The following is an 11,879-nucleotide window of genomic DNA, read 5'->3' on the forward strand; positions in this document are numbered from 1 at the left end:
AGACTTATGGAAATTGTCGAGAATTCCGCGTGGATCAGGCGTCGACGCTTGCCACTGCGGCGGCCATTTCCACACCGTCGACATAGATCACTTCGGGCGTCTCGAATTCCAGCACGAAGAGCCGCGCGCGGCCTTGGCCCAGCGTGACGTAGTGCCCGTCGACGACCGACTGCGCGGGCAGGAGCGCCTCGCGCTTGCCGTAGATCACCTGCACCCGCCAGTCGCGCATCATCAGCTGCGCGCCCTTTGCAACCAGAAGCGGAGCCCCGGGTCGGTCATGGCCAAGCGCGCCCGGCGAGATGCGGATCAGCGCGCCCACATAATCGCCCGCCCGCAACGCCTTGAGCTTGCATGTCCCGCTACGGGTCACGATCCGGTCGCCGGGTTCGAGAAACTCGATCGGGATGGCCCCGTCCAGCGTGTAGACCCGCGCCCCGGCGGCGATCCCCGCGCTGAGATCCGGCTTCGGCCTGCGCGCCTCGGGCGGCGATGCGCGCTCTGTCACGACCGGGCCGGCCGGGCCCGGCAATGCGTGGCGTGGATTGGATTCGATTATCTGGCGGAGCATGGCCATGCCATCCCCCCGCCCTGGTGCCTGTCCCATGGCGATACCTGCTCTTGCCTACTCGTAACTTCGGCGTCTGACGCGCCTTTGGATAAAGGCTAACCCTCACCATCGCGTTAAGACGAGCAAAATCGAATCTTCCTCTTTCCGAGCCCTCAGGCTGTTGCTATTACGCCCCTGATGCGGGTGTGGCGGAACTGGTAGACGCACCAGATTTAGGTTCTGGCGCCTTTGGCGTGGGGGTTCGAGTCCCTTCACCCGCACCACTCCCCACTTGCGGAATATCACAAGATACCCTCGCCTTATCACGCGAGCGTGCTAATTTCGGATGGCTGCGCGGGCCTGCTACGCCCCCGCTTTGGTGACCGAAAGCGTGGGAGGCGTGATGGTCGAAGGCCCGCAAATGCCGCCCCGGCGGCCTGTCGAGAACGCGCCGGAGTCCGGCTCGCGCTCCCCCAATTCCAGCCACGCGCTCAGCCGCGACGCGATCGCCACCGATCCGAAATTCTTCGCCGCGCAGAAAGTGGTGGCGACGATGCTGCTCGACGTGCAGGCGCAGACGCCGCGGATCGCGCGGCACATGGCCTCGCATCGGCGCTGGCTCGTCAGCCAGACCAGTTTCGCGCTGGCGATGCAGGCGAAGACGGGGCCGGACGCGCCGGAGCTGACACCGGGCCGGCTTCTTGCGGCGCTGACGCCCCATGTGGAGATCAACCGCAAGACGCTGAGCCAGTATCTGGGCGAGATGGAGGTGCATGGCCTGCTCGCCCCGCCCTCCGAGCCCAAGGGCGACCGGCGGCTGCGACCCGTCACCACCACGCTCATGGCCGAACAGGGGATGCGGCGCTGGTGCGAGGGACATCTGCATTGCCTCGATATGCTCGACGGCGGCGCGCGGTTGGCAGCGGCGCGGGGCGATCCCGATCTTCCCTTCGCGATGCAGCGGCACATGGTCGAGATCATCCGCGCCGATCCGGAATGGCGCGCGCCGCCGCCTTCGATGGCGCATTTCCTCGGCTCCGACACCGGCGGCATCCTGCTCCATGCGCTGATCCGCATGCTCACCGACCTGCGCGAGACAGACGGGCGCATCTATCTCGAACCGGTCAGCATCGCCGCGCTGGCGGAGCAGTTCCTGATTTCGGTCTCGAAGATCAAGCGAATGATCCAGAAGGCCGAAGAGGCGGGCCACCTTGGGTGGGAATTGCCGCGCAGGCGGGGTCGGCTCTGGCTCTCGCCCGGGTTCGTGCGCGACCATTTCCGCAGGCAGGCGGTGAAGTTCGAATGCGTCGAGCGTGGCTGGCACGCTGTCGCCTGAGGACGAGAGAGCGGTTTTCCGAGCGCGACACGGGGCGCAACACGGGCCGCAAAGACTCGATCTGTCCGAAAATGACCGCTGAGTTTCAAACACTTCCGGCTTAGAGTGGTCCTTCAGGGAGATCGTGACGTCTTCGCTTGGGTTCCGCAAACAAGGGGGCGGATCCGCCGAAGCGGCGAGAGATCACGACGACGCGCCCGTTCGGCGCAATCCCGGATTCGCGGCCGGGGCGACCATTGTGGGGTGGTGCGTCCCGGCTGCAACTTCCCTCCCGATCCGCCGCAGCCGCGCCCCGCGCCTTGCGCCGCTTTGTCAGCGCCCGCCCTGCCCGCTCTCGATCCTGTGTTCCCGGCATCTCCTCGCACGCGCCCGCCCGCGCGCGTATTTCACCGCCCGGAGGCCGCCCCGCAGCCCCTTTTCGCCTTGCCACCATGGCTGAGGCTCAATAGAAGGACGCCTGAAATTCGAGAACCGGCCGCGATCCGCGCGGCGCCCAGAGACAAAGGACAAACCATGCAGGTCACCGAGACCCAGAACGACGGCCTCAAGCGCGGCTACGAGATCACCATCACCGCCAAGGAACTCGACGAGAAGGTCACCGCGAAGCTTTCCGAAGCGCAGCCCGAGATCGAGATGAAGGGCTTCCGCAAGGGTAAGGTTCCGATGGCGATGCTGCGCAAGCAATTCGGCCCGCGCATCCTCGGCGAAGCGATGCAGGAATCGGTCGACGGCGCGATGAGCGAGCATTTCGAGAAGACCGGCGACCGCCCCGCGATGCAGCCGAAGATCGAGATGAAGGACGGCGAGAACTGGAAAGAGGGTGACGACGTGATCGTGACCGTCGAGTACGAAGCGCTGCCGGACATCCCGGACGTCGATCTGTCGGGCGTCAAGCTCGAGCGTCTGGTCGTGAAGGCCAACGAAGGCGAAGTGAACGAAGCGCTGGAAAGCCTCGCCGCCACCGCCAAGAACTTCGAGACCAAAGAAGGCAAGGCCGAGAACGGCGATCAGGTCGTGATCGACTTCGAAGGCTTCGTCGACGGTGAAGCGTTCGAAGGCGGCAAGGGCGAAGGCTACCCGCTGGAAATCGGTTCGGGTTCGTTCATCCCGGGCTTCGAAGAGCAGCTGACCGGTGCGAGCGCCGGTGACGACGTCGAAGTGACCGTGACCTTCCCGACCGAATACGGCGCGGAGCATCTCGCGGGCAAGGAAGCGCTGTTCAAGTGCACGGTCCACGAAGTGAAGGCGCCGAAGGCTGCCGAGATCGACGACGAGATGGCCAAGCAGTTCGGCGCCGAAGACCTCGCCGCGCTGAAAGCGCAGGTCGCAGAGCGTCTGGAAGCCGAATACCAGGGCGCAGCGCGTCAGGTGATGAAGCGCGGCCTGCTCGACCAGCTCGACGATCAGGTGAAGTTCGACCTGCCCCCCTCGCTCGTGGAAGCCGAGGCCAAGCAGATCGCGCACCAGCTCTATCACGAAGAGAACCCCGACGATCACGGCCATGACCACGGCGAGATCGAGACCACCGACGAGCACAACACCCTCGCCGAGCGCCGCGTGCGTCTTGGCCTGCTGCTCGCCGAAATCGGCCGCAAGCAGGAGATCGAGGTCTCCGACGCCGAGATGACCCAGGCGATTATGAACCAGGCACGTCAGTACCCGGGTCAGGAGCGCGCCTTCTTCGAATTCGTGCAGCAGAACCCGCAGATGCAGCAGCAGCTGCGCGCGCCGCTCTTCGAAGACAAGGTTGTCGACTACATCGCTGGCGAAGCCAATGTGGACGACAAGGAAGTCTCCAAGGAAGACCTGCAGAAAGAGATCGAGAAGCTCGACGAGCTGTGATCTTCGGGCGCTCAGCCCAGCACTAGCGAAGGCCGCCTCTCGGGGCGGCCTTTTGCGTTCGTGGATTGGAGGTGGCGCGGGTCGCGCCCGCCGCTACTCTCTTCGCGCCTCACTCCGCAGTCGGCACTTTCAGGAATTTCGCATTCGGGATCAGCGAGGGAAGATCGGTCGCGGTCGCGACCTCACGCAGCTTCTGGGCCGCGCGATCCACATGCAGGGACGCGGTGCGATCCGCCGCGGGATTACCGGGCTCGATCCGGTCATAGATCGCCGTGCGCAGCACCTCGCCCGCCGATGCGAGCCGGTCGCGCGCGCCTTCGGGATCGTGCAGGTACAAAAGCCCGCCCGTCACGAGGATCGTGTGGGTCAGCGCGAAGTGCAGGATCGAAAACAGCCGCATGGCAGGGCCTCGTCAGGGTTGCTTGCCCGGACAGGATTTCCTGTAAAAACGGCGATTTTGAGGCTCGTTTCGCGCGCCCCTCCGCGCTCAGCCCTTGCGCGCGGGGGCTGGCGCCACCGCATCGGCGACCACGGCATTGCGGCCACCCAAGGGACGCGGCGCGCCGACGGTGCTGTCCTGCGCGGTCTGATGTTCGGCCTCGGAGTTGATCTCCGCCCCCAGAAGCACCGCCGTCATCGAGAGCCAGATCCACATCATCAGCACCACCACCGCGCCGATCGAGCCATAGGTGCTCGAGTAATTCGCGAAGTTCGAAGTGTAGAAGGAGAACCCCGCCGAGACGATCAGCAGCAGGATCGACGCCACGATCGCCCCCGGCATCACCCAGACCCAGCGCGGCGCGTTGCGTGCGGGCGCGAAGCGATAGAGCAGCATCAGCATCCCCATCAGCACCAGCGCCATCACCGGCCAGCGCCCCCAGCGCAGCACCGCATCCAGCGCCCCGCCCATCGGAATGTAATCGAGCAGCACGGGCAGCACCGCCGCCACGAGGATCAACGCGCAGACCATGACAATCCCGGTGATCGTCATGCCCAGCCCGAAGGCATTGAGCCGCACGAAGCTGCGCCGCTCCTTCTCGCCATAGGCCACGTTGAGCGCGCCGATCATCGCCTTCGCGCCGCCATTGGCCGACCAGAGCGCCAGAAGGACGCCGAAGATCGAAGCGAGGCCGAGCGCGTTCGAACTGGACCCGATCAGCTGCTCCAGTTGGTTGCGGATCAGGCTCAGCGCCTCGGGCGGGATGACGTTCTTGAGCGCATCGAGGTCTTGCAGCATGGTCTGGCGGTCCGCGAAAATGCCGTAGATCGAGACGGTTGCGGTCAACGCGGGAAAGAGCGCGAGCAATGCGTAGAAGGTCACGCCGGCAGCGACGGCCAGAACCCGGTCGTCGTCGATCTGGCCGTAAGCGCGTTTGGCGATGGCCTTCCAGCCCGCGCGGGGGATCTCGAACGGGCTTTCCGCCTGACGTCCCAGTGCGCGGTCGGCGGGCCGGTCGTAGCGGTCGGTGCGGGTCGCGGGAACATCGCGAGCGCTGCGGCCTTCCGTGGGCCCGTGGAGCGCGGCCTGTCGATCGTCCTGATAGCGCCGCCACATGAGATAGACGCCGAAACCCAGAAGCCCCGCCTGCACAAGCCGGTCGCGTCGGCTCGATGCGTCGTCGCGTGGGCCCTGCCCCGATCGTTTCGTCATGCATGTCCCCTGTTTTCAAAGCCCTGAGGGCTATTTAGGGGCCAACGCCGGATTGCGGCACGCGGTTCCGGGGTCCGCGCCGCGCGCCGGGCACCCACTATGTCATTAGACATATTTCGACAGAAGCGCCCCAACAGGCAAGCATGAAAAAACCGCGCCCCGAAAGGCGCGGTTCACTATCTTTCCGGCTGAAGAACCGACGTGGCCGATCAGGCCTTGTCTTCTTCTTCGGCTGCCGCCTCGGGGGTGGCAACGGGGCCGCCATCGTCGTCGTCGGAGGTCGCGCCGCCGATATCGTCGAACAGTTCGGCGATCTCGAATTCGGCTGCAGCCTCTTCCTCGGCCGCCACGTCCTGGATCGACTTGCCCGACGCTTGCAGTTCGGCCTCTTCGGGCGAACGTGCGACGTTGAGCTGGATCTCGGCGACGACTTCGGGGTGCAGGTGCACTTCGACGTCATGCAGGCCGAGAACCTTGATCGGCTGGCGGATGATGACCTGCTTGCGGTCGACCGTGAACCCCTGCTCGGAGGCGATGTTCGCCGCGTCGCGGGTGGTGACCGAACCGTAGAGGTTGCCGCCGTCCGAAGCCGAACGGATCACGACGAAGGTCTCGCCGTCGAGCTTCGACGCCAGAGCTTCGGCTTCTTTCTTGGTTTCGAGGTTGCGGGCCTCGAGCTGCGCTTTGCGCTCTTCGAAGCTCTTGATGTTGGATTCGTTGGCGCGCAGCGCCTTGCCCTGCGGCAGCAGGTAGTTACGGCCGAAGCCGTCTTTGACGGTGACGACGTCACCCATCTGGCCGAGCTTGGCCACGCGTTCGAGAAGGATCACTTCCATCGGTCGGTCTCCTTATTTCACGGCGTAGGGGAGCAGGGCGAGGAAGCGGGCGCGCTTGATCGCGCGGGCCAGTTCACGCTGCTTCTTCGCCGAAACGGCGGTGATGCGGGCGGGGACGATCTTGCCGCGCTCAGAGATGTAGCGCTGCAGAAGACGGGTGTCCTTGTAGTCGATCTTCGGCGCGTTCTCACCCGAGAACGGGCAGACCTTACGACGGCGGAAAAACGGTTTTGCCATGGTGTCTACTCCTGTCTACCGATCAACGGCGCTCGCGACGGTTGTCGCGTTCGTCACGTTTCTGCATCTGGACCGAGGGGCCCTCTTCGTGGGCGTCGACCTTGATGGTCAGGACGCGCATCACGTCGTCATGCAGACGGGCCAGACGCTCCATTTCCTGCACGGCCGCCGACGGGGAGTCGGTGCGCAGGTAGGCGTAGTGGCCCTTGCGGTTCTTGTTGATCTTGTAGGCCATGGTCTTCACGCCCCAGTATTCGGAATCGACGACTTTGCCGCCGTTGTCCGACAGGACCGTGGAGAAATGTTCGACAAGGCCTTCGGCCTGCGCGTTGGACAGATCCTGACGCGCGATGAGGACATGCTCGTAAAGCGGCATGCGAACTCCTGTATTTCGAGGCGGCTTCAAAGTTGGGCGTCTGACACTTCCGCAACCCAACACGAGAGGCTCCGCCGGTTCATAGCAAACGCGGAAGATGCGGCCTTATACGGGATGCGCATCTGGATGCAAGGAAAAATCAGGGTGCCGAAGGGGCGATTGCGCCCTGCCCTCAAAGGCTCGGCGCAGTTCGACCCGGCCCGGTCAGTCGAGATGACCTGCGGCGAGGATCGGACCGGGCAGCGGGCCGTGTTCGCTCGGGCGGGTCTCCTGCACGAGCACCACGGCGGGCGCGTCCCCGTCGAGATCGACCGAGAGCGTCACCGGCGCGCGCCCGTCCCATTCGGCGATGCCGGTCAGGCTGGTGACGATGTTCTTGTAGGTCACCGTGCGCCCGGCATTCTCGCCGCGCAGGATGTCGACCGTGGCGGAGGGCTTGTAGCGCACGAGCTGCACCATCGCGGGCGTCTCCAGCTTATCGACCGGGCTCAGCGCGATCTCGTAATGATCGCCCTTCCCCGTGACCTTCAGATCGACCTCGGGATGGGCGTCGCTCTCGCGTGCGATGGCGGCATCGAGCGCCGCTTCCCGCGGCCCGATCAGGGCCTCGCGGCCCGCGATGATCATCTGCGGGGTGTAGACCGTGCGCTCGCCCGCGGCGATCGCGTAGGATTTCTGCCGGGCGGAAAACTCAGGCTTTCCAAAGGGATCCTTCCAGCCGAGATAGTCCCAGTAATCGACATGCAGCGCCAGCGCGATCACATCGTCCCGATCCGTGAGCTCCTTCAAGAGCGCATCCGCCGGCGGGCAGGACGAGCAGCCTTGCGAGGTATAAAGCTCGACCACGACCGGGTCGTGCTCGCCTTCGGTGTCGGGATCGGGCGCCACGGGGTTCGGCTTCGCGGGCGTGTCGGATTTCTCGGAGGCCATCTGGTCGAGAAGCGCCTCGGAAGCGTTGAGACGCATCCCGGGCGGCGCGTCGGCTGCCCCTTGGGCAGACGCAAATTCCGCAAAGCTTACCAGCCCTGCGGCGAAAGCAGCTCCCATCGCGGTCAAACGTCCTGCGCGCACTCGAAAAACACTCCTCACTTCGCCGTCTTTATACCTAGCGTTTCTGCTCTGACCATGCCTAATCAATGTTTTGAGAGATTTCTTTCTGTCCGGGCGCGCGAAACGATATATGTCCAACGTATAAGGCCCAAGCGCGGTTCAAACTGACGCAGGGTCGCTCCAGTCGCGCGTTTTTGTGTGCAATGGTATACTAAAAATGCCCCGACCCTCTTGAACGGATCGCGCGCTTGGGGCAAACACACGCCAGCGACACCCTTAGGACCCTTGAAGGGAGGCCATTCTCATGCCCATCGTTACCGGTAAGGATACCGCGAAGACCCGCCGCGAACTCAGCGTCGGCTCGAAGACCTATGCTTATTACTCGATCCCCGCCGCCACCGAGGCTGGCCTGGGTGATTTCTCGAAGCTGCCCGCCTCGCTGAAGGTGGTTCTGGAGAACCTTCTGCGGTTCGAGGATAACGGCTTCACGATCTCGACCGACGACATCAAAGCCTTCGGCGAATGGGCCGAGCAAGGCGGCAAGAACCCGCGCGAGATCGCCTACCGCCCCGCCCGCGTGCTGATGCAGGACTTCACCGGCGTTCCGGCCGTGGTCGACCTCGCCGCGATGCGTGACGGCATCAAGGGTCTTGGCGGCGACGCACAGAAGATCAACCCGCTCGTGCCCGTCGACCTCGTGATCGACCACTCGGTGATGATCGACGAATTCGGCAACCCGCGCGCGTTCCAGATGAACGTCGACCGCGAATACGAGCGCAACATCGAGCGCTACAAGTTCCTCAAGTGGGGCCAGACCGCGTTCGAGAACTTCCGCGTGGTTCCGCCGGGCACCGGCATCTGCCACCAGGTGAACCTCGAATATCTCGCCCAGACCGTCTGGACCGACAAGGATCAGGATGGCACGGAAGTCGCTTACCCCGACACGCTCGTGGGCACCGACAGCCACACCACCATGGTCAACGGCGCGGCCGTTCTCGGCTGGGGCGTGGGCGGTATCGAAGCTGAAGCCGGCATGCTCGGCCAGCCGATTTCGATGCTGATCCCGGAAGTCGTGGGCTTCAAGCTGACCGGCTCCATGGTCGAAGGCACCACCGGCACCGACCTCGTGCTGAAAGTCGTCGAAATGCTCCGCGCCCACGGCGTGGTCGGCAAGTTCGTCGAATTCTACGGCGACGGCCTCGACAACCTGCCGCTGGCTCAGCGCGCGACCATCGCCAACATGGCGCCCGAATACGGTGCGACCTGTGGCTTCTTCCCGGTCGATGACGAGACCCTGCGCTATCTCGAGCAGACGGGCCGCGACAAGGACCGCATCGCGCTGGTCGAAGCCTATGCCAAGGAAAACGGCATGTGGCGCGACGCGGATTACGCGCCGGTCTACTCCTCGACGCTCGAACTGGACATGAACACCATCGTTCCGGCGATCTCGGGCCCGAAGCGTCCGCAGGACTATGTCGCTCTGACCCAAGCCGCCGACGCCTTCGAGAACGTCGTGGCCGACTATCGCGGCATCGACATCTCGTCGGATGCCAAGAACATGGCCGACGAAGGCCCGATCGCGACCAAATCGGTGACGATCGGCAAAACCGCCAAGGTCGAAGGTGAAGATTACGAGCTGCGCGACGGCTCGGTGGTGATCGCCTCGATCACGTCCTGCACCAACACCTCGAACCCCTACGTGCTGATCGGCGCGGGTCTCGTGGCGCGCAAGGCGCGTGAACTGGGCCTGAACCGCAAGCCCTGGGTGAAGACCTCGCTGGCCCCTGGCTCGCAGGTCGTGTCGGAATATCTTGAAGCCGCTGGCCTTCAGGAAGATCTCGACGCGGTGGGCTTCAACCTCGTGGGCTACGGCTGCACCACCTGTATCGGTAACTCGGGTCCGCTCCAGCCGGAAATCTCGAAGGCGATCAACGACAACGACCTGATCGCGACCTCGGTGCTCTCGGGCAACCGGAACTTCGAAGGCCGGATCTCGCCCGACGTGCGCGCCAACTACCTCGCGTCCCCGCCCCTCGTGGTGGCCTACGCGCTGGCCGGCGACATGAACATCGACCTGTCGAGCGACCCGATCGCGCAGACGCCGGACGGCAAGGACGTCTACCTGAAAGACATCTGGCCCTCCGACAAGGAGATCGCCGATCTCGTCGAGAAGGTCGTCACCCGCGAGAAGTTCATCGAGAAATACGCCGATGTCTTCAAAGGCGACGAGAAGTGGCAGGGCGTGGAAGTCGAAGGCGGCGAAACCTATGACTGGCCGCCGCAGTCGACCTACATCCAGAACCCGCCCTACTTCAAAGGCATGTCGCCGGAAGCTGGCACGATCTCGAACATCAAGGACGCGGGTATCCTCGCCGTGCTGGGCGACTTCGTGACCACCGACCACATCTCGCCGGCGGGTTCGTTCAAGCCCGACACCCCGGCCGGGAAATACCTGGTCGAGCGTCAGGTCGCGCCGAAGGACTTCAACAGCTACGGTTCGCGCCGTGGTAACCACGAAGTCATGATGCGCGGCACCTTCGCCAACATCCGCATCAAGAACGAGATGCTGGACGGCGTCGAGGGCGGCTTCACCAAGGGCCCCGATGGCGAGCAGACCTCGATCTTCGACGCGGCGATGGCCTATGAGAAAGCCGGCAAGCCGCTGGTGATCTTCGGTGGTGAGCAATACGGCGCAGGCTCCTCGCGCGACTGGGCGGCGAAGGGCACCAACCTGCTCGGCGTCAAGGCCGTGATCGCAGAGAGCTTCGAGCGTATCCACCGCTCGAACCTCGTCGGCTTCGGCGTGATCCCCTTCGAGTTCACCGAAGGCCAGACCCGCAAGGATCTGAACCTGACCGGTGAGGAAGAGGTCTCGATCGAAGGTCTGGAAGGCGAAATCAAGCCGCAGTCGATCGTGCCCTGCACCATCACCTACAAGGACGGCACCACCAAGGAGATCAAGCTCAAGAGCCGGATCGATACCGCGGTGGAGATCGAATACCTCAAGAACGGCGGCGTGCTGCACTACGTGCTGCGCAACCTCGCCAAAGCCTGAGGCTGACGGTCACGAGATTGGAGAAGGCCCCGCGAGCGCGGGGCCTTTTTCGTTTGGAATGTCCGCAATGCGTGCCGGTCTACTCAGCGGATAAATGTTACCCTGAAAACAAGAGCGCCTTGGGATAGGGAAGCGCAAGATTTGGCATGTCAGCTGCCGAAAAGTATCGAAGCTCCTCGGTCTCTGAATCAATGCAGGGAGAATCCGTCGGTGCCACTGCGCATTTGAAGACGATCACCGTATATTCCACCAAGTGCCCGTTGGGGTATCGGTAACGAAATGCTTCTCCGCCCAAAACTGATACGACGTCAGCCTTGAGGACTTTCGCGCCAGTTTCTTCGAGCACTTCGCGCCGAAGGGCATCGTTCGGAGTTTCGCCAGGCTCAATACCTCCGGCCGGAAGGCTCCAACCTTCCGGGCCAGCTTTTCTTTGAAGAAGCAGCCGTCCGTGCCGATCGTGAATGAGCGCCGCCACACTCGGAATCAAGAGAAGATCGTTGCCAATCTTTGATCTCAACGTTGAAATGTAAGAACTTGCAGTCATTCGTCTAACTAACTCCCGTGAGCACGCCCTGATAGGCGGAATGGACGTCGACAAAGGCCATCGCCGGCATCTTTCTATGAAACTCGTTTCACGTCATCTGGCAATGCGCCCGCCAACCTCAGCTCCAGCCAACGGATGTAGCCGTTGAGGTTCTCCGAAACCGGTCCGCAGAAAGGCGTGATGAACCTCCTGTTGCGGGCATGGAGCGAGCCAACACGTCTTGCGGCCAGCCCATTTTCGTTACGGGTCGGCCTGCTCAACGCCCGGGCGACCAGCCCCGGGCCGCGCCCGACCTCCCCCCGGGAGGGCGCATTGGCGACGTCATCGCGGGCACAACCTACATTCGGACTTGCGAGATAAAGGGCCCGGTCACATGCGGAGCGAAGCGCCCACCCGAGGTCGGGC

General features: G+C 63.8%; 11 protein-coding genes and 1 tRNA gene. 4 read left to right on the forward strand and 8 right to left on the reverse strand.

What is annotated here, in order from left to right; all coding sequences use genetic code 11:
• Nucleotides 1-34: 34 nt before the first annotated feature.
• Nucleotides 35-568, reverse strand: a complete 534-nt coding sequence (locus tag AC2TZ7_RS14180; RefSeq protein ID WP_489864723.1) for a Hint domain-containing protein — start codon at nt 566-568, stop codon at nt 35-37.
• 179 nt (nt 569-747) lie between these two features.
• Here AC2TZ7_RS14180 and AC2TZ7_RS14185 point away from each other — a divergent pair.
• The 3 genes from AC2TZ7_RS14185 to tig all read left to right on the forward strand — a co-directional run bounded on the left by AC2TZ7_RS14185 (nt 748) and on the right by tig (nt 3,725).
• Nucleotides 748-831: transfer RNA gene (locus AC2TZ7_RS14185), tRNA-Leu, on the forward strand.
• Between the two features lie 119 nt (nt 832-950).
• Nucleotides 951-1,883, forward strand: coding sequence for a hypothetical protein (locus tag AC2TZ7_RS14190; RefSeq protein ID WP_489864724.1), 933 nt, complete (start codon nt 951-953; stop codon nt 1,881-1,883).
• A 513-nt stretch (nt 1,884-2,396) separates the two neighbouring features.
• Nucleotides 2,397-3,725 (forward strand): trigger factor, encoded by a 1,329-nt coding sequence (gene tig, locus AC2TZ7_RS14195; protein ID WP_489864725.1) that lies wholly within the window; start codon nt 2,397-2,399, stop codon nt 3,723-3,725.
• 109 nt (nt 3,726-3,834) lie between these two features.
• Here the strand turns inward: tig and AC2TZ7_RS14200 are convergent, their stop codons facing one another.
• From AC2TZ7_RS14200 to AC2TZ7_RS14225, 6 genes are all read right to left on the reverse strand, one after another.
• Nucleotides 3,835-4,125, reverse strand: coding sequence for a hypothetical protein (locus AC2TZ7_RS14200; protein WP_078520921.1), 291 nt, complete (start codon nt 4,123-4,125; stop codon nt 3,835-3,837).
• A gap of 87 nt (nt 4,126-4,212) precedes the next feature.
• Nucleotides 4,213-5,376 (reverse strand): YihY/virulence factor BrkB family protein, encoded by a 1,164-nt coding sequence (locus AC2TZ7_RS14205; protein WP_489864726.1) that lies wholly within the window; start codon nt 5,374-5,376, stop codon nt 4,213-4,215.
• Between the two features lie 209 nt (nt 5,377-5,585).
• Nucleotides 5,586-6,212, reverse strand: coding sequence for a 50S ribosomal protein L9 (gene rplI / locus AC2TZ7_RS14210; RefSeq protein WP_489864727.1), 627 nt, complete (start codon nt 6,210-6,212; stop codon nt 5,586-5,588).
• Nucleotides 6,213-6,224: 12 nt separating this feature from the next.
• Complete coding sequence (rpsR, locus tag AC2TZ7_RS14215) at nt 6,225-6,449, reverse strand: 30S ribosomal protein S18 (RefSeq protein WP_038073027.1); 225 nt, start codon at nt 6,447-6,449, stop codon at nt 6,225-6,227.
• A 22-nt stretch (nt 6,450-6,471) separates the two neighbouring features.
• Nucleotides 6,472-6,825, reverse strand: coding sequence for a 30S ribosomal protein S6 (gene rpsF / locus AC2TZ7_RS14220; RefSeq protein WP_489864728.1), 354 nt, complete (start codon nt 6,823-6,825; stop codon nt 6,472-6,474).
• Nucleotides 6,826-7,029: 204 nt separating this feature from the next.
• Nucleotides 7,030-7,872: a DUF1223 domain-containing protein gene (locus AC2TZ7_RS14225; RefSeq protein ID WP_489864729.1), complete on the reverse strand. Its 843-nt coding sequence runs from the start codon at nt 7,870-7,872 to the stop codon at nt 7,030-7,032.
• A 307-nt stretch (nt 7,873-8,179) separates the two neighbouring features.
• Between AC2TZ7_RS14225 and acnA the strand changes: the two genes are divergently transcribed.
• Complete coding sequence (gene acnA, locus AC2TZ7_RS14230) at nt 8,180-10,930, forward strand: aconitate hydratase AcnA (RefSeq protein ID WP_489864730.1); 2,751 nt, start codon at nt 8,180-8,182, stop codon at nt 10,928-10,930.
• A 97-nt stretch (nt 10,931-11,027) separates the two neighbouring features.
• Here acnA and AC2TZ7_RS14235 read toward each other — a convergent pair whose 3' ends face one another.
• Nucleotides 11,028-11,474, reverse strand: a complete 447-nt coding sequence (locus tag AC2TZ7_RS14235; protein WP_165756955.1) for an NUDIX domain-containing protein — start codon at nt 11,472-11,474, stop codon at nt 11,028-11,030.
• Between the last annotated feature and the right edge of the window lie 405 nt (nt 11,475-11,879).

Source organism: Thioclava sp. ISO4, from assembly GCF_058105145.1.

Coding starts and splice junctions, on each gene's coding strand:
- AC2TZ7_RS14180 (WP_489864723.1), bottom strand. CDS start 568: ATGCTCCGCCAGATAATCGAATCCAATCCACGCCACGCATTGCCGGGC.
- AC2TZ7_RS14235 (WP_165756955.1), bottom strand. CDS start 11,474: ATGACTGCAAGTTCTTACATTTCAACGTTGAGATCAAAGATTGGCAAC.
- acnA (WP_489864730.1), top strand. CDS start 8,180: ATGCCCATCGTTACCGGTAAGGATACCGCGAAGACCCGCCGCGAACTC.
- AC2TZ7_RS14190 (WP_489864724.1), top strand. CDS start 951: ATGGTCGAAGGCCCGCAAATGCCGCCCCGGCGGCCTGTCGAGAACGCG.
- AC2TZ7_RS14200 (WP_078520921.1), bottom strand. CDS start 4,125: ATGCGGCTGTTTTCGATCCTGCACTTCGCGCTGACCCACACGATCCTC.
- AC2TZ7_RS14205 (WP_489864726.1), bottom strand. CDS start 5,376: ATGACGAAACGATCGGGGCAGGGCCCACGCGACGACGCATCGAGCCGA.
- tig (WP_489864725.1), top strand. CDS start 2,397: ATGCAGGTCACCGAGACCCAGAACGACGGCCTCAAGCGCGGCTACGAG.
- rplI (WP_489864727.1), bottom strand. CDS start 6,212: ATGGAAGTGATCCTTCTCGAACGCGTGGCCAAGCTCGGCCAGATGGGT.
- rpsF (WP_489864728.1), bottom strand. CDS start 6,825: ATGCCGCTTTACGAGCATGTCCTCATCGCGCGTCAGGATCTGTCCAAC.
- AC2TZ7_RS14225 (WP_489864729.1), bottom strand. CDS start 7,872: ATGGGAGCTGCTTTCGCCGCAGGGCTGGTAAGCTTTGCGGAATTTGCG.
- rpsR (WP_038073027.1), bottom strand. CDS start 6,449: ATGGCAAAACCGTTTTTCCGCCGTCGTAAGGTCTGCCCGTTCTCGGGT.